The sequence below is a fragment of the Streptomyces sp. NPDC127038 genome, from assembly GCF_042725875.1.
Lineage (GTDB): Bacteria > Actinomycetota > Actinomycetes > Streptomycetales > Streptomycetaceae > Streptomyces.
This window is the reverse complement of sequence record NZ_JBHXDQ010000021.1, coordinates 43,859-64,346: the sequence shown is the minus strand read 5'-3', so window position 1 is coordinate 64,346 and position 20,488 is coordinate 43,859. Positions and strand designations below refer to the sequence as shown.

Annotated in this window: 18 protein-coding genes; 10 read left to right on the top strand and 8 right to left on the bottom strand. The window is 71.6% G+C overall.

Features of this window, described 5'->3' with window-relative positions; translation table 11 throughout:
- Window positions 1-137: 137 nt before the first annotated feature.
- From whiA to ACFWI4_RS17285, 5 genes are all read right to left on the bottom strand, one after another.
- A complete protein-coding gene (whiA, locus tag ACFWI4_RS17305) occupies window positions 138-1,127 on the bottom strand; it encodes a DNA-binding protein WhiA (RefSeq protein ID WP_037624822.1) in 990 nt (329 codons plus the stop codon).
- Window positions 1,118-2,185, bottom strand: a complete 1,068-nt coding sequence (gene yvcK, locus ACFWI4_RS17300) for a uridine diphosphate-N-acetylglucosamine-binding protein YvcK (protein WP_387196661.1) — start codon at window positions 2,183-2,185, stop codon at window positions 1,118-1,120. Before yvcK ends, whiA begins: the two co-directional genes overlap by 10 nt.
- Window positions 2,182-3,201, bottom strand: a complete 1,020-nt coding sequence (gene rapZ, locus ACFWI4_RS17295; protein ID WP_387196658.1) for an RNase adapter RapZ — start codon at window positions 3,199-3,201, stop codon at window positions 2,182-2,184. Before rapZ ends, yvcK begins: the two co-directional genes overlap by 4 nt.
- On the bottom strand, window positions 3,198-5,402 hold the full coding sequence (gene uvrC / locus ACFWI4_RS17290; RefSeq protein ID WP_387196655.1) for an excinuclease ABC subunit UvrC: 2,205 nt from the start codon (window positions 5,400-5,402) through the stop codon (window positions 3,198-3,200). The genes rapZ and uvrC overlap by 4 nt, the downstream gene beginning before the upstream one ends.
- A 71-nt stretch (window positions 5,403-5,473) precedes the next feature.
- Window positions 5,474-5,875 (bottom strand): hypothetical protein, encoded by a 402-nt coding sequence (locus ACFWI4_RS17285; protein WP_387196652.1) that lies wholly within the window; start codon window positions 5,873-5,875, stop codon window positions 5,474-5,476.
- A gap of 240 nt (window positions 5,876-6,115) precedes the next feature.
- On the opposite strand from ACFWI4_RS17285, the gene ACFWI4_RS17280 reads away from it, so the two are divergent.
- Window positions 6,116-7,066 carry a hypothetical protein gene (locus tag ACFWI4_RS17280; protein WP_387196649.1) on the top strand — a complete coding sequence of 317 codons (951 nt, stop codon included), beginning with the start codon at window positions 6,116-6,118 and terminating at the stop codon, window positions 7,064-7,066.
- A gap of 49 nt (window positions 7,067-7,115) precedes the next feature.
- Here ACFWI4_RS17280 and ACFWI4_RS17275 read toward each other — a convergent pair whose 3' ends face one another.
- Entirely contained in the window at window positions 7,116-7,544 is a 429-nt protein-coding gene (locus ACFWI4_RS17275) for a Rieske (2Fe-2S) protein (protein WP_387196646.1), read from the bottom strand.
- Between the two features lie 231 nt (window positions 7,545-7,775).
- Here ACFWI4_RS17275 and ACFWI4_RS17270 point away from each other — a divergent pair, with 231 nt between their 5' ends.
- Both ACFWI4_RS17270 and ACFWI4_RS17265 read left to right on the top strand, forming a co-directional pair.
- Window positions 7,776-8,855, top strand: coding sequence for a LacI family DNA-binding transcriptional regulator (locus ACFWI4_RS17270; RefSeq protein WP_387196643.1), 1,080 nt, complete (start codon window positions 7,776-7,778; stop codon window positions 8,853-8,855).
- On the top strand, window positions 8,852-9,763 hold the full coding sequence (locus tag ACFWI4_RS17265) for a carbohydrate kinase (RefSeq protein WP_387196640.1): 912 nt from the start codon (window positions 8,852-8,854) through the stop codon (window positions 9,761-9,763). Before ACFWI4_RS17270 ends, ACFWI4_RS17265 begins: the two co-directional genes overlap by 4 nt.
- 140 nt (window positions 9,764-9,903) lie before the next feature.
- Here the strand turns inward: ACFWI4_RS17265 and uvrA are convergent, their stop codons facing one another.
- Window positions 9,904-12,954 (bottom strand): excinuclease ABC subunit UvrA, encoded by a 3,051-nt coding sequence (gene uvrA / locus ACFWI4_RS17260; protein ID WP_387196637.1) that lies wholly within the window; start codon window positions 12,952-12,954, stop codon window positions 9,904-9,906.
- A 223-nt stretch (window positions 12,955-13,177) separates the two neighbouring features.
- On the opposite strand from uvrA, the gene ACFWI4_RS17255 reads away from it, so the two are divergent.
- From ACFWI4_RS17255 to ACFWI4_RS17235, 5 genes are all read left to right on the top strand, one after another.
- The gene (locus tag ACFWI4_RS17255; RefSeq protein WP_387196634.1) at window positions 13,178-13,867 is read left to right on the top strand and encodes a maleylpyruvate isomerase family mycothiol-dependent enzyme; all 690 of its coding nucleotides are present in this window, start codon (window positions 13,178-13,180) and stop codon (window positions 13,865-13,867) included.
- Between the two features lie 9 nt (window positions 13,868-13,876).
- Window positions 13,877-14,533 (top strand): MBL fold metallo-hydrolase, encoded by a 657-nt coding sequence (locus ACFWI4_RS17250; RefSeq protein WP_385406301.1) that lies wholly within the window; start codon window positions 13,877-13,879, stop codon window positions 14,531-14,533.
- 180 nt (window positions 14,534-14,713) lie between these two features.
- Window positions 14,714-15,598, top strand: coding sequence for an ABC transporter substrate-binding protein (locus ACFWI4_RS17245; RefSeq protein ID WP_385406304.1), 885 nt, complete (start codon window positions 14,714-14,716; stop codon window positions 15,596-15,598).
- 182 nt (window positions 15,599-15,780) lie between these two features.
- The gene (locus ACFWI4_RS17240) at window positions 15,781-16,626 is read left to right on the top strand and encodes an amino acid ABC transporter permease (RefSeq protein WP_387196768.1); all 846 of its coding nucleotides are present in this window, start codon (window positions 15,781-15,783) and stop codon (window positions 16,624-16,626) included.
- Window positions 16,623-17,390, top strand: coding sequence for an amino acid ABC transporter ATP-binding protein (locus tag ACFWI4_RS17235; protein WP_387196630.1), 768 nt, complete (start codon window positions 16,623-16,625; stop codon window positions 17,388-17,390). Before ACFWI4_RS17240 ends, ACFWI4_RS17235 begins: the two co-directional genes overlap by 4 nt.
- 88 nt (window positions 17,391-17,478) lie before the next feature.
- On the opposite strand, the gene aroQ is transcribed toward ACFWI4_RS17235, so the two are convergent.
- Window positions 17,479-17,952 (bottom strand): type II 3-dehydroquinate dehydratase, encoded by a 474-nt coding sequence (aroQ, locus tag ACFWI4_RS17230; RefSeq protein WP_387196627.1) that lies wholly within the window; start codon window positions 17,950-17,952, stop codon window positions 17,479-17,481.
- Window positions 17,953-18,053: 101 nt separating this feature from the next.
- On the opposite strand from aroQ, the gene ACFWI4_RS17225 reads away from it, so the two are divergent.
- Entirely contained in the window at window positions 18,054-19,100 is a 1,047-nt protein-coding gene (locus ACFWI4_RS17225; RefSeq protein WP_387196624.1) for a S66 peptidase family protein, read from the top strand.
- 93 nt (window positions 19,101-19,193) lie between these two features.
- Window positions 19,194-20,462: an MFS transporter gene (locus ACFWI4_RS17220; protein ID WP_387196621.1), complete on the top strand. Its 1,269-nt coding sequence runs from the start codon at window positions 19,194-19,196 to the stop codon at window positions 20,460-20,462.
- The last annotated feature ends 26 nt before the right edge of the window (window positions 20,463-20,488 follow it).

Genomic DNA, 20,488 nt, shown 5'->3' with positions numbered 1-20,488 from the left:
CACTTCAAGGTCAAGTCAAGGGCGCCTCACGGACCGGCCGATACCGGTGCCGTGACCCCAAGTGGGCCTCGGCACCGGCATGTTGACTTTCCGTCAGACGAGCTCGTACGACGTTCACGGCGCCCCGCGTGCGGGAATCAGCCGGCGAGGTTGTCCGCCATCTCCTCGGACAGGCTCGACTCCGTCCCGGGGATCCCGAGGTCCTGGGCCCGCTTGTCGGCCATCGCCAGCAGCCGGCGGATACGCCCCGCGACGGCGTCCTTGGTCAGCGGCGGGTCGGCGAGCGCGCCCAGCTCCTCCAGGGAGGCCTGCTTGTGCTCCATGCGCAGCCGGCCGGCGGCGGCCAGGTGCTCCGGCACCTCGTCCGCGAGGATCTCCAGCGCGCGCTGGACACGGGCCCCGGCGGCGACGGCGGCCCGCGCCGATCTGCGCAGGTTGGCGTCGTCGAAGTTGGCGAGCCGGTTCGCCGTGGCGCGGACCTCGCGGCGCATCCGCCGCTCCTCCCAGGCCAGCACCGACTCGTGCGCGCCCAGCCGGGTCAGCAGCGCGCCGATCGCGTCGCCGTCGCGCACGACCACCCGGTCCACACCACGCACCTCGCGGGCCTTCGCCGCGATCGAGAGCCTGCGGGCCGCGCCGACCAGCGCGAGCGCGGCCTCGGGACCCGGGCAGGTCACCTCGAGGGACGAGGAGCGTCCGGGCTCGGTGAGCGAGCCGTGGGCCAGGAAGGCACCACGCCAGGCCGCCTCGGCGTCACAGGTGGCCCCCGAGACCACCTGCGGCGGCAGTCCGCGGATGGGGCGTCCCCGCCCGTCCACGAGGCCGGTCTGTCGGGCCAGCTGGTCACCGCCCGCGACCACGCGCACCACGTAGCGCGAACCGCGGCGCAGCCCGCCGGGCGCCATCACGATCAGTTCGGAACTGTGGCCGAAGATCTCCAGAATGTCCCGCTTCAGACGGCGTGCCGCCATCGCGGTGTCCAGCTCCGCCTCGATCACGATCCGGCCGCTCACCAGGTGAAGGCCGCCGGCGAACCGCAGGATGGCCGAGACCTCCGCCTTCCTGCAGCAGGTCCGGGTGACGGGGAGCCGGGAGATCTCGTCCTTCACCGCTGCCGTCATCGCCATGGGCCGATCCTTCCATGCATCCGAAAAATACGGTCGTACGCGGCGGCCAACAGCTCCGGATCGTGCCGCGGAGATCCGTCGGTCCTGGCCACCGGCGCCAGCTCGACCGCGGCACCGAACCGCAGGGCGGCTTCGGCGAGAGATTCGCGGTCGGGCACGGCAGCCTCGTCGGCCAGCACCACGTCCAGGGCGAGTTTAGGGGCGTGTCGTCCCAAAACCTCCAAATGACGCTGCGGGGAGAAGCCTTCGGTTTCTCCGGGCTGCGGTGCGAGGTTCAGGGAGAGTACCCGGCGCGCCCTGGTCTGGCTGAGGGCGTCCAGCAGTTCGGGCACCAGGAGGTGCGGAATGACCGAGGAGAACCAGGACCCGGGGCCGAGAACCACCCAGTCCGCGTCGAGGACCGCGGCCACGGCCTCCGGCACGGCCGGCGGATCGTGCGGCACGACGTGCACGGACTGGACCTCGCCGGGGGTGAGCGCCACGTTCGCCTGGCCCCGGACGGTGCCGACGTCCTCGGGCCGCTCCGGGTCGTGTCCCCTGACCAGGGCCTGGAGCTCCAGGGGCACGGCGGACATGGGCAGCACCCGGCCGTGCGCGCCGAGCAGCTTGCCGACCAGGTCGAGCGCCTGCACATGGTCGCCGAGCTGTTCCCACAGCGCGACGATCAGCAGATTGCCGACCGCGTGTTCGTGCAGTTCGCCCTTGGACTGGAAGCGGTGCTGGATGACGCGGGCCCAGGTCTGGCCCCAGTCGTCGTCGCCGCACAGCGCCGCCAGCGCCTTGCGCAGGTCACCGGGCGGCAGGACGCCCAGCTCGTCGCGCAGGCGCCCGCTGGAGCCGCCGTCGTCGGCCACGGTGACGACGGCGGTGAGGTCACCGGTGATCCGGCGCAGCGCGGCGAGCGAGGCGGACAGCCCCATGCCGCCGCCGAGGGCGACGACCTTGGGCTGCGCGCCGCGGCGGCGCGGCCTGGCGCCGCGCGCCGCGGCCGGCTGGGCCCGGTCCCCGGGAGTCTCCCGGCGCAGCCGGCCCAGCCGCAGGGTGGTACGTCCGGTCACTCGCGCCCCATGTCCCGGTGGACGAGCACGGTCTCCACGCCCTGGGAGGCGAGGCGGGCGGCGAGCTTCTCGGCGGTCGCCACCGAGCGGTGCTTGCCGCCGGTGCAGCCGACCGCGATGGTCACGTAGCGCTTGCCCTCACGGCGGTAGCCGGCGGCGATGAGCTGGAGCAGCTCGGAGTAGCGGTCGAGGAACTCCTTGGCGCCGGGCTGGTTGAAGACGTACGCCGAGACCTCCTCGTTCAGGCCGGTGAAGGGGCGCAGCTCCGGGACCCAGTGCGGGTTGGGCAGGAAGCGCATGTCCACGACCAGGTCGGCGTCGACCGGCAGGCCGTACTTGAAGCCGAAGGACATGACGGTGGCCCGCAGCTCGGGCTCCTCCTCGCCCGCGAACTGGGCGTCCATCTTGGCGCGCAGCTCGTGCACGTTCAGGCTGGAGGTGTCGATGACGAGGTCGGCGTCGCCGCGCAGCTCGCGCAGCAGCTCGCGCTCGGCGTCGATGCCGTCCACGATGCGGCCGTCGCCCTGGAGGGGGTGCGGTCTGCGCACCGACTCGAAGCGGCGCACCAGGGCCTCGTCGGAGGACTCCAGGAAGACGATCCGCCGGGTGACGTTGCGGGACTCCAGGTCGGCGAGGGACTCGCGGAGGTTGTCGAAGAACCGGCGGCCGCGCACGTCGACGACGACGGCGATCCGGGCGACGTTGCCCTGCGAGCGGGCGCCGAGCTCCACCATGGTGGGGATCAGGGCGGGCGGCAGGTTGTCGACGACGAACCAGCCGAGGTCCTCCAGACACTTGGCGGCCGTGGACCGGCCGGCTCCGGACATGCCGGAGATGATCACCAACTCGGGGATGACGGCGTCCGGGACCGCTGTCCCGGCCGTCTCGCTGCCCGTACCCACCTGTGCTCCGTCTTCCCTCGGCTCGTCACGCTCCGCGTGATTGTCGCCTGTCCGGCTGTGTGTGTCCTGGCCCTCTGCCGGACGTTCCTGTTCACGCGCGTCGTTCTCGGTCATGTCTCCTGCCCCCGTCGCTCGTCCGAGGCGCCCGCGGTCACGGGCTCCTCCGCGGGGCCCGCCGTCGTCCCGGGCGCCGCGTGTTCGTCGTCTTCCATGATCTCTCCAGTGGCCGTGTTCACGGCGGGTGCCGCGGGGGCGGCCTGGGCGAGGGCCACGGCGATGGTCTCCGCCGTCTTGCGTCCCACGCCCGGTACCTCGCAGATCTGGTCGATCGTCGCCGACCGGAGCTTCTTCACGGAGCCGAAGTGTTTGATCAGTGCCTGCTTGCGGGACTCGCCCAGGCCCGGTACGTCGTCCAGGGGGCCCGAGCGGAAGCGCTTGGCCCGTTTGGCGCGCTGGTAGGTGATGGCGAAGCGGTGGGCCTCGTCCCGGACGCGCTGGAGCAGATACAGGCCCTCGCTGCTGCGCGGCAGGACCACGGGGTCGTCCTCGCCGGGCAGCCACACCTCCTCCAGGCGCTTGGCGAGTCCGCAGACGGCGATGTCGTCGATGCCGAGCTCGTCCAGGGCCCGCTGCGCGGCGGCGACCTGCGGCTGCCCGCCGTCGACGACGACGAGCTGCGGCGGGTAGGCGAAGCGCTTGGGACGGCCGTCGTCCTCGGAGAAGGTGCCGCCGGAGGGGGCGCCGTCGGAGAAGGTGCTCCCGGACAGGGCTCCGCCGGAGAAGGTGCTCCCGGACAGGGCTCCGCCGGAGAGGGGGCCGTCCGAGGGGGCGCTGCCGGAGAGGGGGCCGCCGTCGGCCGACGGGTGCGCGGGGTCCGCCGCCGGGTCCTCGCCGTCCGTCCACTCCCCCGTCCGCTCCTTCTCCACCAGGTAGCGCCGGAAGCGGCGGGTGATCACCTCGTGCATGGAGCGGACGTCGTCCTGGCCGGCGAAGCCCTTGATCTGGAAGCGCCGGTACTCGCTCTTGCGCTGGAGTCCGTCCTCGAAGACGACCATCGAGGCCACCACGTCGTCGCCCTGGAGGTGCGAGATGTCGTAGCACTCGATCCGCAGCGGCGCGCTGTCCAGGCCGAGTGCCTCGGCGATCTCCTCCAGGGCGCGCGAGCGCGTGGTCAGGTCGGAGGCGCGCCTGGTCTTGTGCAGGGCGAGCGCCTGGAGGGCGTTGCGCTGCACGGTCTCCATGAGCGCCTTCTTGTCGCCGCGCTGCGGTATACGGAGCGACACGTTCGAGCCACGGCGGGCGGTGAGCCACTCCTGGACGGGCTCCACCGGGTCGGGCAGCGCCGGGACCAGCACCTCCTTGGGGACGGAGTCGCCCTTCTCCTCGCCGTAGAGCTGCTGGAGCGCGTGCTCGACGAGGTCGCCCGTGGTGACCGCCTCCACCTTGTCCGTGACCCAGCCGCGCTGGCCGCGGACCCGTCCGCCGCGCACGTGGAAGATCTGCACCGCGGCTTCCAGCTCGTCCTCGGCGACGGCCATGAGGTCGGCGTCGGTCGCGTCCGCGAGGACGACCGCGCTCTTCTCCATGGCCTTCTTCAGGGCCTCGATGTCGTCACGGAGCCGGGCCGCGCGCTCGTACTCCATCTCCTCCGCGGCCTGGGCCATCTGCTGTTCCTGGCGGCGGATGTACGTCCCCGTACGGCCCGCCATGAAGTCGCAGAACTCCTCGGCCAGCTCGCGGTGCTCCTCGGGCGAGACCCGGCCGACGCAGGGGGCGGAGCACTTGCCGATGTAGCCGAGGAGGCAGGGCCTGCCGGTGCGGGAGGCGTTCTTGAAGACTCCGGCGGAGCAGGTGCGGACGGGGAAGACGCGCAGCAGCAGGTCGACGGTGTCGCGGATGGCCCACGCGTGTCCGTAGGGGCCGAAGTAGCGCACGCCCTTCTTCTTGGCGCCCCGCATCACCTGGACGCGCGGGAACTCCTCGTTCATCGTCACGGCGAGGTAGGGGTAGCTCTTGTCGTCGCGGTACTTGACGTTGAAACGGGGGTCGTACTCCTTGATCCAGGAGTACTCCAGCTGAAGGGCCTCGACCTCCGTGGACACGACCGTCCACTCCACCGACGCGGCCGTGGTGACCATCGTGCGGGTGCGCGGGTGGAGATTCGCCAGGTCCTGGAAGTAGCTCGCCAGGCGCTGGCGCAGGCTCTTCGCCTTCCCGACGTAGATCACCCGGCGGTGCTCGTCGCGGAATCGGTACACGCCCGGGGAGTCCGGGATCTGTCCCGGCTTCGGGCGGTAGCTGGAGGGGTCGGCCATGTCACACACCCTACTGGCGCGGGCCGACAGCGCGGCCGGCTCCCGGACCGCCTGTGGAAAACCTCGCGGTGTCAGCCCCGGCGCCTGCGCAGGGCCCGCGAGACGCTCAGGACGAGCGCGACGAGCGCTCCGGCGCCGGCCGCGGCGGACGCCACCACGACGAAGGGATCCGCCGGGTCGTCGTCGCGGGTCCTGACCCGGCCGCCCTCACGGCCCCGCCCGCCGTTCCCGCCCCGGTCGCCGTCGTCCCCGTGCTCCGCGCGCACCACCGGGGATGCGCCGGATCCGGCCACCCGGGACACGTCGTACCGGACCGCCGTACCGGACAGTGTCGAGGACGATCCGGGGCCGGCGCCCGCGTGGGCGGCCGTACCCGCGTGGCCGGCGGCGCTCCCGACGGCCGCCGTCGCCGGTGCTGCGCCCAGGGCGGCCAGGACGACCACGAGTGCGGCGAGACGTCGAGTGCGGCGCATCGTGTTTCCTCCCGAGTGGGGGTCGAGGAAGGACGGAGCGCGTCCGGGGGGCTGCGGTGAGCCATGTTGAGCATCAGGTGTTGTCGGGGCTTGGTCAACACGCTTCAATGCGGGGGAACTCGGGGCGTGAACGGCGAAACCCGCGCGTGTACAGCCCCCGCGCGCCCACCGGGCTGCGCCGACGAACCGCTCTCCGACGGTCTGACCAGCCGTTGTGAACATCCAGAGAAAGGCCCCTGCATGCGGACCGGCACACAGCACGTGGACCTCGCCACGGCGGAACTGGAAACGGCCCTGCGGGGCGGCCCCTTCCATGTCGCACTGCGCGCAGCGATCACCGCCCGTGGACTGCCGTTGCAGCGCGTCCAGCACCATCTCTCCCGGTACGGCGTCAAAGTCGGTGTGACCAGCCTCAGTTACTGGCAGCAGGGCGCCCGCCGCCCCCAGCGCCCCGAGTCCCTGCGGGCCGTCCGCGCGCTGGAGGAGATACTCCAGCTGCCCGACGAGTCCCTGATCAGACTGCTGGCCGAGGCCGAGGCGCGATCGGACCCGGAGCGCCCCACGGGACGTTCCTACCGTGCCCTGATGGAGGCCTCCGGCGTCCTGGAACGGCTGCTCGCCGAACTGGAGTCCCCGCCGCTCGACGGCGGTCTGCACACGCTCGGCCACCATGAACGGGTGCGCATCGGCGCCGGCCGCGAGCTGCTGGCCCGCGAGTCGCACCACATAGTGCGCGCCCACAGGGACGGGGTGGACCGCTATGTGGCCATCCATCACGGCGACCCCGGGTGCGCACCGGACCGGACGACGGTCAGGGCGCTGGAGAACTGCCGTACGGGGCGGGTGCGCTGGCACCGCGACACCGGCGTGCTCGTCGCCGAACTGCTCTTCGACACCCGGCTGCGGGCGGGCGAGACGTTCCTCTTCCGCTACGCCTTCGAGGACGGCACCGCCGGGGCGTCCAGCGAGTACGTCCGCGGGTTCGGCTTCGCGGGCGGACAGTACGCGCTCCAGGTGCACTTCACCGAGACGGCGCTGCCCGTGCGCTGCCACCGCTTCACCCAGCACTCGGCCGCCGCGCCGCGCAGCGGCCGCCAGGAACTCGCGCTGAGCGGCCGGCACCGCTCGGTGCACCTGGTCGAGCCGCGGGTGCGGTCGGGGATCGTCGGGATCGGCTGGGACTGGGAGTGATCTCCCGCCCTGGTGCGGTCCGCGGTCCCGGCCGCGGACCGCACCGGGCTCAGGCTCCCGGTCCAGCGACGATCTTCCCGTTCTTCTCCTCGACCGGCAGGGGGTGGAGCGGCACGGTGGCGGGCGCCCGCAGCACCTTGCCGGTCCTGGCGTCGAACTCGCTGCCGTGACACGGGCACACGAGGGTCGTGCCCTGGAGCTTGTTGATGGCGCACCCGGCATGGGTGCAGATCGAGCTGAACGCCTTGAGCGAACCGTCCCCGGCGCGGCTGACCACGACGTTCTGGTCCTGGTACAGCTGTGCGCCGCCCGCGGAGACCTCGCTCTCCGCGCCGAGGACGACGGGCGCGGTCGGTGTGGCGGGGGTCCCGCCCCCGCTGCCGCCGCCGGAGCACGCGGCCAGGCCGAGCCCGGCCACCGGGGTGATCGCCGCCCCCCGCAGGACGGTACGACGGCTCGCGGACGGTCGGCCGGACATGGCATCTCCACTGGTCGAGGCCGCGGGCGGGCACTTCGCGCGCGGCGACGGACGGGGCACGGCGAGGCGCCGCGCACCGACGATACCGGTACAGATCGTTCCGCCCGTGCCGGGGCGGGGTTCCGCGACCCGGGACGTAAACGCTTGCGCACGCGCGTGCGCAAGCGTTTACGCGGGCCGTCGGCTGCGATACGTTCGCCCGCGAGCGGGATGGTCCCGGGAGGGAGCGCCATGGTGACGATGGCCGACGTGGCCCGGCGGGCGGGCGTGTCCGCGGCGACCGTCTCGCACGTCCTCAACGGCACCCGTCCGGTACTGCCCGGGACACGGCAGGCCGTGCTCGACGCGATCGACGAGCTGGGGTACACGCCCAACACCCTCGCCCGTTCGCTCGTCACCTCCCGTACGCGGTCCGTCGGACTCGCGGTGCGGGCGACCGGCAACCCCCACTTCGCGGAGATCCTCCAGGGCGTGGAAGGCACGGCCCTGGAGCACGGCTACGGCCTGCTGATCGCCGATCCGCACGACGATCCCGGCCACGAGCGCACCGTCGTCCAGCTGCTGCACGAGAGACGTGTGGACGGAATGATCATCGCGCCGTCGCCGGCTCCTGACGCGCTCCTGGGCTACCTGGGGCAGCACGAGGTCCCCACCGTCTTCCTGGACCGGCTCGTGGAGGCCCCCGCGGGAAGCGGCTTCCGCCACGATCAGGTCTGCGCCGAGAACACCGCCCCGATGGCGAGCCTGGTGACGCATCTGGCCGAGCGGGGGCACCGGCGCATCGGACTGGTCGCGGGGCTGCCCGGCCTGAGCACCACGGCGGAGCGGATCACCGGCTACCGGCACGGTCTGGCGCGGGCCGGACTCCCCTACGACGAACGGCTCGTGGCGCACGGCGACTCCCGGACGGAGGCGGCCGAGGCGGCCACCCACCGGCTGCTGTCGCTCGGGGCTCCGCCGGGCGCGCTGGTCACCGCCGACAACGCGATGACTGTCGGCGCGCTGCGCGCCCTGCGCGACCGGGGCCTGTCCGTGCCCGACGACCTCGCGCTGTGCTGCTTCGACGACTTCTCCTGGGCGGATCTGTTCACACCGCGGCTCACCGTGATCGCGCAGCCGAGCAAAGAGATCGGGGCCACGGCCGTCCGGCTGCTGCTGGAGCGGCTGGCGTCCCCGCACCGCGAGAGCCGCACCGTCCGGCTTCCTTCCGCGTTCGTCCACCGCACCTCGTGCGGCTGCCCCTCCGGCGTTCCGCGCGGTGAGGGCCCCGAGTCAGAGTCAGCGTCACCGAGGAAAGGACCCGAGTCGTGATCGTCGTCGCCGGTGAGGCCCTGATCGACCTGGTGCCGCAGGGCTCCGGTGCCCTGGCGGATCTGCTGCCGCGCCGGGGCGGCGGCCCCTACAACACGGCGGTGGCGCTCGGCCGCCTCGGCTCCCGCACCGCGTTCTGCTCCCGCGTCTCCCGGGACGCGTACGGCGAGGCTCTTCTCGACGGGCTGGTGGACGCCGGCGTCGACGTGTCGTGCGTCCAGCGGGGCGGCGAGCCGACGACCCTGGCCGCCGCCACGATCGGGCCGGACGGCTCGGCCGCGTACTCCTTCTACGTCGAGGGCACCGCCGACCGTCTCTTCACGACCCCGGACCGCCTCCCCGACGAGACGCGGGCGGTGTCCTTCGGTACCTGTTCCCTCGTCCTGGAACCGGGAGCGAGCGCGTACGAGGAACTGTTGCGGACCGCCGCCGCGCGAGGCGTCCTCACGGCACTCGACCCGAACATCCGCGCCGGTCTGATCCCCGATCCGGACGCCTACCGCGCCCGTTTCAAGAGCTGGCTGCCGTCGGTGTCGCTGCTCAAGCTGTCCGAGGAGGACGCCCGGTGGCTCGGCGGCACCCCGCTCGAATGGCTGGCGGCCGGTCCCTCGGCGGTGGTGATCACACGGGGCGGCGACGGTCTCACCGCGTTCACCCCGGACGGCTCGGTGCACTCCGTGCCGGGCGAGCGGGTGGACGTGGTGGACACGATCGGCGCGGGTGACACGGTGAACGCGGCGCTGCTGCACGGCCTGGCCGTCCGCGACGCCCTGTCCCCGGCCGCGCTGTCGGAACTCGGCGCCCGGGGCTGGACCGAGCTTCTCGGCTTCGCGGCCCGTGCGGCGGCCGTCACCTGCTCCCGCGCCGGAGCCGAACCGCCGTACGCCCGCGAACTCGGCGACCTCTAGGAACCACTCCGGACAGGTGCCCCCGGCCCGGACCATGATGTGCGGGGCCGCCGACCTCTCAACGGACGGCGCCCCGCGGGGAGTTCCCACGGGGCGCCGCCTTGGAGACTCGGCCTGTCCCACGCGTCGGACAGGCCGCGTCAGGCCTTCCGGGCCCGCGTGGTCTTCTTCACGGGGGTCGCCTTCTTAGCCGCCGCCTTCGTGGCGGTCTTCTTCACGGCGGCCGTCTTCTTGGCCGCCGTGCCGTCGACCGTCTTCGTGGCCGTCTTCCGTGCCGTCGTCCCGGCGGCGACCGTCTTCCTGGCGGCCGTCTTGCGGGGGGCCTTCACGGGGGCGGCGTCGCTGATCCGGTCGGCGCCCAGGATCTCGCGCAGGAACTTGCCGGTGTGGCTGGCCGGGACGCCGGCGACCTCCTCGGGCGTGCCCTCGGCGATCACCAGACCGCCGCCGTTGCCACCCTCGGGGCCCATGTCGACGACCCAGTCCGCGGTCTTGATGACATCGAGGTTGTGCTCGATGACGATGACCGTGTTGCCCTTGTCGACCAGGCCGGACAGCACCGTGATGAGCTTGCTGATGTCCTCGAAGTGCAGACCGGTGGTCGGCTCGTCGAGGACGTACACGGTGCGGCCGGTGGAGCGCTTCTGGAGCTCGCTGGCGAGCTTGACGCGCTGCGCCTCGCCGCCGGACAGCGTCGGCGCGGACTGACCGAGCCTGACGTAGCCGAGGCCGACGTCGTTGAGGGTCCTGAGGTGGCGGGCGATCGCCGGAACCGCCTCGAAGAAGTCCAGCGCCTCCTCGATCGGCATGTCCAGGACCTCGGAGATGGACTTGCCCTTGTAGTGGACCTCCAGGGTCTCCCGGTTGTAGCGCGCCCCGTGGCAGACCTCGCAGGGGACGTACACGTCCGGCAGGAAGTTCATCTCGATCTTGATGGTGCCGTCGCCCGAGCAGTTCTCGCAGCGGCCGCCCTTGACGTTGAAGGAGAAGCGGCCGGGCAGATAGCCCCGCACCTTCGCCTCGGTGGTCTCGGCGAACAGCTTGCGGACGTGGTCGAAGACTCCGGTGTACGTCGCCGGGTTGGAGCGGGGCGTACGGCCGATGGGCGACTGGTCGACGTGCACGACCTTGTCGACGAGGTCGTCGCCGTCCACGCGCGTGTGGCGTCCCGGCACGTTCCTGGCGCCGTTCAGCTCGCGGGCCAGGTGGGTGTACAGGATGTCGTTGACCAGGGTCGACTTGCCGGAGCCCGACACGCCGGTCACGGCGGTGAGGACGCCCAGCGGGAAGGACACGTCGATGTCCCGGAGGTTGTTCTCGCGGGCTCCGTGCACGGTGAGCCTGCGCCCGGGGTCGACGGGACGCCGGATGTCCGGCGTCGGGATCTGCCGCTTGCGCGACAGGTACTGCCCGGTCATCGACTCCTTGTTGGCGAGGAGCTCCTTCAGCGGACCGCTGTGCACGACCTTGCCGCCGTGCTCGCCCGCGCCGGGACCGATGTCGACGACCCAGTCGGCGACCTTGATCGTGTCCTCGTCGTGCTCGACGACGATGAGCGTGTTGCCCATGTCGCGCAGGCGGACGAGGGTCTCGATCAGCCGGTGGTTGTCCCGCTGGTGCAGACCGATGGAGGGCTCGTCGAGGACGTACAGGACGCCGACGAGTCCGGAGCCGATCTGGGTGGCCAGGCGGATGCGCTGCGCTTCGCCTCCGGAGAGCGTTCCGGCGGCGCGGTTCAGCGACAGGTAGTCGAGGCCCACGTCGACCAGGAAGCGCAGCCGTTCGTTGACCTCCTTCAGCACGCGCTCGGCGATCTTCTTGTCGCGGGCGTTGAGCTTCAGCTGCCCCAGGAAGTCCGCGCAGTCGCTGATGGACATGGCGGCGACCTCGGCGATGGACTTCTCCATCACCGTGACGGCGAGGACCAGAGGCTTCAGACGCGTGCCCTGGCAGGTGGGGCAGGGCACCTCGCGCATGTAGCCCTCGAAGCGCTCACGGCTGGCGTCGCTCTCGGACTCGCTGTGGCGCCGCTTGACGAAGGGGACGGCCCCCTCGAAGGGCGTGGTGTACACGCGCTCGCGTCCGTACCGGTTGCGGTAGCGGACCTCGATCTGCGTCTTGTGGCCGTACAGGAGGGCCTTCTTCGCGCGCTGCGGCAGCCCGGCGAAGGGGATGTCGGTCCGGAAGCCCAGCGCGTCCGCGAGGGCGCCGATCAGCCGGCCGAAGTAGTCCTTGGTGTGCCCGTGCGACCAGGCGTGGATGGCGCCCTCGTCGAGGGACTTGTCCTCGTCCGGGACGATCAGCTCGGGGTCGACCTCCATGCGCGTACCGATGCCGGTGCACTCGGGGCAGGCGCCGAACGGCGAGTTGAAGGAGAAGGAGCGGGGCTCCAGTTCCTCGAAGGAGAGGTCGTCGTACGGGCAGTACAGGTGCTCCGAGTACATGCGCTCGCGCTCGGGGTCGTCCTCGGGGAGGTCGACGAAGTCGAGCACGACCATGCCGCCGGACAGGCCGAGGGCGGTCTCCACGGAGTCGGTGAGACGGCGCTTGGCGGAGTCCTTCACCGTGAGACGGTCGATGACCACCTCGATGGTGTGCTTCTCCTGCTTCTTCAGCGTCGGCGGCTCGCTGAGCTGGATGGTCTCGCCGTCGACCCGGGCACGGCTGTACCCCTTGGTCTGGAGGTCGGCGAAGAGGTCGACGAACTCGCCCTTGCGCTCGCGCACCAGCGGCGACAGGACCTGGAAGCGGCTTCCCTCGGGGAGCTCCAGCACCTTGTCGACGATGGCCTGCGGCGACTGGCGCGAGATGGGACGACGGCACTCGGGGCAGTGCGGCTTGCCGATGCGCGCGAAGAGCAGCCGCAGGTAGTCGTAGACCTCGGTGATGGTGCCGACCGTCGAGCGCGGGTTGCGCGAGGTCGACTTCTGGTCGATGGAGACGGCCGGGGAGAGACCCTCGATGAAGTCCACGTCCGGCTTGTCCATCTGGCCGAGGAACTGCCGGGCGTACGAGGAGAGGGACTCCACGTAGCGCCGCTGGCCCTCGGCGAAGATCGTGTCGAAGGCGAGGGAGGACTTGCCCGACCCCGACAAGCCCGTGAACACGATGAGCGAGTCGCGCGGGAGGTCGAGCGAGACATTCTTCAGGTTGTGCTCGCGCGCTCCACGGACGATGAGACGGTCGGCCACGCCGGTCCGCACCTTTCTTCAGAGAAGTGACAGGGGCCGCGGGCCCCCGTCATCTCAGACTAGGGCGAGCCACTGACAGCGCCGGTTGCTTTCGCTGGTTCACAACAATCCCGGACCGTCCAGCATGCCCGACGCCACCGTCGAGCCTATAGCACGTGCATTCGATTTAAGGGCGGGGCCGACCTGCTTCACCCGAACGTGTGGTGGAGCTAGGGTCGACGGCATGATGGATCATGTGCGCGACCTGGCGTCTGTACGTGACGCTACGGAACGACTGCTCAGCGCGGTCGCCGAACTGGACAACGCCGCAGCGGCCGAGCCGTCACGGCTTCCCGGCTGGAGCCGCGGTCATGTGCTCGCCCACCTGTCCCGCAACGCGGACGCCCTGGTGAACGTTCTGGAGGGGCGCCCCATGTACGCCTCCGCGAGCGCCCGGGACGCCGACATCGCACGGGACGCGGGGCGCCCCCTGGACGTGCAGCTCGCGGACCTGCGCAAGAGCGCGGCCCTCTTCGAGGACACGGGAGCCGCCCCCGCTGACTGGTCCCGCACGGTGGAGCTGCGCAACGGGGTCACCGACTCCGCGGCCCGGGTGCCGTTCCGGCGCTGGGTCGAGGTCGACCTGCACCACGTCGACCTGGGGATCGGGTACGAGCTGGAGGACCTGCCGGAGGAGTTCACGGCCCGGGAGATCGACTTCCTCGCCGAGCGCTTCGCCGGCCATCAGGACGTGCCCGCCACGACCCTGGACGCGGGCGACGGCCGGACGCGGACCACGGGCGGCGGCGCCGGGGGCGGACCGGTCGAGGTCCGGGGCACCGCGGCCGATCTGCTCGGCTGGCTCTGCGGCCGCCGCGACGGCACGGCACTGACGGTCCGCGGCGGCCCTCTTCCGGCCCTGCCTCCGCTATAGGCTGCCGTCATGACGTACAGCGGAGCGGTGACGGTCGGCGGCCCTGCCGACGTGCACGAGCTGCAGGACCTGATGATCTCCAAGGTCGCGGTCGGCCCCATGGACAACAACGCGTATCTGCTGCGCTGCCGGGCCACCGACGAGCAGCTCCTGATCGACGCGGCGAACGAGGCCTCGACGCTGCTCACCCTGATCGGTGACGACGGCATCGCGTCCGTCGTGACCACCCATCAGCACGGCGACCACTGGCAGGCGCTCGCCGAGGTCGTGGCCGCCACGGGCGCGCGGACCTACGCGGGCAGGGAGGACGCCGACGGCATCCCGGTGCCGACGGACGTCCCCCTCGGGGACGGCGACACGGTCCGGGTGGGGAACGTCGAGCTCACCGCGCGCCACCTGGTCGGCCACACCCCGGGCTCGATCGCGCTCGTCTACGACGACCCGCACGGGCATCCCCACGTCTTCACCGGCGACTGCCTCTTCCCCGGCGGCGTGGGCAACACGCGCAAGGACCCGGAAGCCTTCGCGCGGCTCCTCCACGACGTCGAGACGAGGATCTTCGACGTGCTGCCGGACGAGACCTGGGTGTACCCGGGCCACGGCGACGACACGACGCTGGGCGCCGAGCGCCCTCACCTGCCGGAGTGGAGGGCACGGGGCTGGTGATCCACCGGCCGGAGCGGGGCGGTCCCGAAGAGGGAAGGCCCCGCTTCTCGGCCTCGGCACCCGGGTCGCGGGAGGCGGCCGCACCGCGTGGGTTCACACCGTTGCAACACCCGTTCCCACCATGCGGACAATCAGCCCTGTGACCTGGACAAACAGCTGCTGCGCTGTCACTCTCCCGCCATGTACCGACCTCGACGCGCCCTGCGCCCCGCCCTGTCCGCCTGCACCGTGGCCCTGTTCGCCCTCGCCGTGGGCTGCGCTCCGCAGCCGCAGAGCACGGCGTCCGGCAAAGCCTCCGGGAGCACCGCCGAGAGCTGCGCCAAGGGCTCGTTGAGCACCCGGACCTCCGGCAAGCTCACCGTCGCCACCGACGAGCCGGCGTACGACCCCTGGTTCAAGGACGACAAGCCCGCCAACGGAAAGGGCTTCGAGTCGGCGGTGACGTACGCCGTGGCACGGCAGCTCGGTTACGCCGACGGCGATGTCGTCTGGCAGAGCGTTCCCTTCAACAAGGCCTTCGCTCCCGGCACCAAGACCTTCGACTTCGACATCAACCAGGTGTCGATCAGCGCGGAACGCAAGAAGGCCGTGGACTTCTCTTCCGGTTACTACGACGTGCGCCAGGCGGTCATCGCGCTGAAGAACTCCAAGGCCGCGAAGGCGACTAGTCTCGCCGACCTCAGGAAGCTGAAGCTGGGCGCGCAGGTCGGGACCACCAGCCTGGACTACATCGACGACGTGGTGAAGCCGACCGCCGAACCGGCCGCGTACGCGAAGAACGACCAGGCCAAGTCCGCCCTGAAGAACGGTCAGGTCGACGCCATCGTCACCGATCTGCCGACCGCCTTCTACATCACGGCCGCCGAGGTGACCGACGCGAAGATCGTCGGGCAGTTCGAGAACAAGGGCGGCACGCCGGAGCAGTTCGGTCTCGTCCTCGACAAGGGCAGCGCGCTGACCTCCTGCGTGACCAAGGCCGTGGACGCCCTGCGCGCGGACGGCACGCTCGCGAGGATCGAGAAGCAGTGGCTGTCCGAGGCCGTCGACGCCCCGGTGCTCAAGTGACCGCGACGAAGGAGCAGTCGGGCGAGGACGGCCCCGAGGGAGAGATGCCCCCGGAGGGAGCGCACGGCGGGGACGTGCGCCGGGCGGAGGGGTCCGAGGACGGCACGCCCGTACCGGGCCTGCCCCGGAGCAGGACGGCCGAACCCGACCCGCCCGCCGGTGCCGCGCCCGGACGGAGCGAGATGTACGTCCCGTCCCGGCGGAGGATCGAGCGCGAGCGCCACAAGCGCGGCCGGGCCCGCCGTTCGGCAGCCGTGGCCGCGCTCTCCACGCTCGTCACGGCCCTCGTGCTCTACCTCGTCGTGGTCAATGCCCCTGGCTGGCCGCGTACGAAGGAGACGTTCTTCGACGCCTCGTTCGCGCGGGAGGCCCTCCCCAAGGTCCTCGACGGGCTCTGGCTCAACCTGAGGCTGTTCGTGGTGTGCGGTGTCGTGGTGCTCGTGCTGGGCACCCTGACGGCCGTGGCGCGCACGCTGAAAGGGCCGGTGTACTGGCCGGTCCGCGCCCTCGCCACCGCGTACACCGACTTCTTCCGCGGTCTGCCGCTGATCATCTGTCTCTCGATCGTCGTGTTCGGCGTACCCGCGCTCCAGTTGCAGGGCGTCACCACGGACCCCGTCCTCCTCGGCGGAGCGGGCCTGGTGCTGACGTATTCGGCGTACGTCGCCGAGGTCGTCCGCGCCGGCATCGAGTCCGTGCATCCCTCGCAGCGGGCCGCGGCGCGCTCCCTGGGCCTCACCACGCGGCAGACCCTTCGTCATGTGGTGCTGCCCCAGGCCGTACGCCGGCAGGTCCCGCCGCTCCTCAACGACATGGTGTCCCTCCAGAAGGACACCAGCCTCGTGTCGATCGGCGGCGCGGTGGAGGCGATGCGTTCCGCGGACATCATCGTCGGCCGGAGCCTCAACTACACCGCCTACGTCGTCGCGGCCCTGCTCTTCGTGGCCCTGACCATCCCGATGACACGCTTCACCGACTGGGTCACCGCCCGCATGGACCGGCGCCGCGGCCAGGGAGGCATCGTATGAGCACGGCACCCGTACCCGACGGCCCGCTGCTGCGGATGGAGTCCGTCCGCAAGACCTTCGGCGACTCGGTGGTCCTGCGGGACGTCAGCCTGGAGGTCGCCCCGCACACCGTCACCACGCTGATCGGCGCGTCCGGCTCCGGGAAGTCCACGCTGCTGCGCTGCGCCAACCTCCTGGAGGAGGTGGACGACGGGGCGATCTGGCTGGACGGCGAGGAGATCACCGACCCGCGGACCGACCAGGACGCGGTCCGCCGGCGCATCGGCATCGTCTTCCAGTCCTACAACCTGTTCCCGCACATGACGGTCCTGGAGAACGTCACCCTCGCCCCGCGCCGCGTGCACGGGGTGAGCCGTGGGGACGCCGAGACCCACGCGCGCGAGCTGCTCGAACGGCTCGGGCTCGGTGCCAAGGCGGGCGAGTACCCGGACCGGTTGAGCGGTGGCCAGCAGCAACGGGCCGCGATCGTCCGCGCCCTGGCCGTGCGCCCGCGGCTGCTCCTCCTCGACGAGATCACCGCCGCCCTCGACCCCGAGCTCGTGGGCGAGGTCCTGGACGTGGTGCGTGACGTGAAGGAGGACGGCATGACCATGGTGCTGGCCACGCACGAGATGAGCTTCGCGCGCGAGGTCTCGGACCAGGTCTGCTTCCTGGAGGACGGGGTGATCCTGGAGCGCGGCACGCCCGAGCAGGTCTTCGGCGACCCGCGGCAGGAGCGCACACGGCGCTTCCTGGGACGGATCGTGGAGGCGGGGCGCCTGTGACGGCGGGCGGACACGCGCGGCCGGACGTCCAAGGCCTCCCGTGTCCGCCCGCTCCGTCCTGATCGGGCCACGGGCGGGAATCCCGTGCTCAGGTGTCCGCCCGGCCCGTTCCCGCCAGCGCCGCCACCCGCTCCACCCCGAACGCGTACCCCTGCACACCGCAGCCCGCGATCACCCCGTCGGCCCGCAGCGAGACGTACGAGTGGTGCCGGAACTCCTCCCGCTGGTGGATGTTGGAGATGTGGACCTCCACCACGGGAAGCCCGTCGCAGGTGTTGAGGGCGTCGAGGAGGGCGATGGAGGTGTGGGAGTACGCGGCCGGGTTGATCACGATCCCGGCGTGGTGCAGCCGGGCCTCGTGGATCCAGTCCACCAGCTCGCCCTCGTGGTTGGACTGCCGGAAGTCGACCGTGCCGCCGTGCGCGGCCGCCGTCTTCACGCACAGCGCCTCGACGTCCGCCAGCGTGTCGGAGCCGTAGATCTCCGGCTGCCGCTGCCCGAGGAGATTCAGGTTGGGCCCGTTGAGAATCATGATCGGGGCGCTGGCGAGGGTGCGGGGCACGTTTCCTCCGGTCCTTCGGTTCTGCCGGCCCGTCAAGGACCGCTGCTCGACCCCGGTTTATCACGATGCGCCGACCAGCCGGCGGCTCGTAGTCTCCGGCCATGACGACGCCCGCGTACCCTCCCAAGCCCGTACCCGGCGACCGGATCGCCGTGATCTCGCCGTCCAGCGGTCTGCCCGGCCTCCTCCCGCTGCCCCACGAACTGGGCCTGGAGCGGCTGCGCGAGGAGTTCGGTCTGCAACCGGTCGAGTACCCGGCCACCCGGAGGATGGGCTCGACCCCGCGGGAACGGGCCGACGACATCCACGCGGCCTTCGCCGATCCGACGGTCAAGGCGGTCATCGCGTCCATCGGGGGCGACGATCAGATCACCGTACTTCCCCTGCTGGACCGCGAGTTGATCAGGACGAACCCGAAGCCGTTCTTCGGGTACAGCGACAACACGAACCTCCTCCTCCACCTGTGGAACACCGGGATCGTCGGCTATCACGGCGGGACGGTGATGTGCGAGCTCGGCCGGCCCGGCGCCATGGACCCGCTGACCGCGGAGTCGCTGCGGGCCGCCCTGTTCACGTCCGGCCCCTACGAGCTGCGCCCCGCCGACCGCTTCCGGCAGGTCGACGTGCCCTGGGACGAGCCGGAGAGCTTCCTCGCCGAGCCGCCGACCGAGCCGGGCACGGGCTGGAGCTGGATCCGCCCGGACCGGGTGGTCGAGGGCCGCTCCTGGGGCGGCAACATCGAGATCCTGTCGTGGCTGCTGATGGCCGACCGCGAGATCGCCCGCGATCCGTCCGTGTACGACGGTCACGTGCTGTTCCTGGAGACCTCGGAGGAGATGCCCACGGCCGACGAGGTCTTCCGGATCCTCCGCAACATGGGCGAGCGCGGGCTGCTGGGGCGCTTTCCGGCGCTCCTCATGGGGCGCCCGAAGGCCTGGTCGTTCGCCCGGCCCCTCGACCCCGAGGCCAGGACGCGCTACGCCCGGGACCAGCGCGAAGCGGTCCTGCGCGCCATCGACGTGTACGCCCCTGACGCGATGGTCGTCTTCGACGTGGATCTCGGCCACACCGACCCCCAGGTCGTCATCCCCTACGGCGGAACGGTCCGCGTCGACGGCCCGGCCCGGCGCATCACCGTCACCTACTGACACACGCCGCGCTCCCGTGCGCCCCCGTAACCGCCGATCACTGTGGGTAGTTGATCCGGCATGCACGACGTACGCACCGTAAGGACGCCCTCCATGCTGCGGCTCGCGGCCGCCTCGCTCATCGGGACGGCCGTCGAGTTCTACGACTTCTTCGTCTACGGGACCGCGGCGGCGCTCGTCCTCGGGCCCCTGTTCTTCCCGACGTTCTCGCCACTGGCGGGGACACTGGCCGCCTTCGGCACGTTCGGCGTCGGGTTCCTCGCCCGTCCGCTGGGCTCGGTGCTGTTCGGGCACATCGGGGACCGGCACGGTCGACGACCGGTCCTGCTGGCGTCGCTGCTGCTGACCGGCGCGGCGACCGTCGCCGTCGGCTGCGTTCCGGCCTACGACCGCATCGGCGCCGCGGCACCCGTACTGCTGCTGGTGCTGCGTTTCCTTCAGGGGCTCGGGCTGGGCGGTGAGTGGGGCGGGGCCGTGCTGCTGACGGTCGAGCACGCGCCCGCCGGGCGGCGCGGGCTGTGGTCGAGCTTCCCCCAGATCGGCCCTTCGGTGGGGTTCGTGCTGGCCAACGGTGTGATGCTGGCGCTGTCGTCGCTCCTGTCCGACGCGCAGTTCGCGCAGTGGGGCTGGCGGATTCCGTTCTGGGGAGCGGGGGTGCTGGCCGTGGCGGGGCTGTGGCTGCGCGGTTCGCTCGACGAGAGCCCGCGGTTCCTCGAAATGGGTGACCGCGCGCGCGTGCCGCTCGCCGAGGTGGTGCGCGACCACTGGCGGCTCGTCCTGCTGACGGCCGGCGGGCTCGCCGTCGGCTACGCCGTCTTCTACGCGGTGACGACCTGGGCGCTCGCCTACGGCGTCGAGCGGCTCGGTGTGAGCCGCACCGTCATGCTGACCTGCATCATGGCCGCCGTGGTGCTGCAGGGGTGGCTGACTCCCCTGGCGGCGCTGCTGGGTGACCGCTACGGACGGCGGCCCCTGTGCATGGCGGGCTGCGCCGCCTGCGCACTGTGGATGTTCCCGATGATCGGCCTGCTGTCTACCGGTGAACCGCTGCTGATGTTCGCCGGTTTCCTGGTGGCGCTCATCGCCTTCATCACCATGTTCGCGGTGATCGCCGCCTACCTCCCGGAGCTGTACGAACCGCGGGTGCGCTGCACGGGCGCGGCCGTCGGCTACAACCTGGGCGGTGTCCTCGGGGGCGCGCTCACACCGGTCGTGGCGACGGTGGTGGCGAGCGGGGAGCGCGTGCCCTGGGGTGTCGCCGCCTATCTGACGGGGATCGCGCTGCTGAGCCTCGGGTGCTTCGCCCTGCTGCCGGAGACCCGGCCGGTACCCAGACTGTCCGCCGTACCCGTCACGGAGTGAGCACCGCCGGCCCGGCGCCCGCCGGT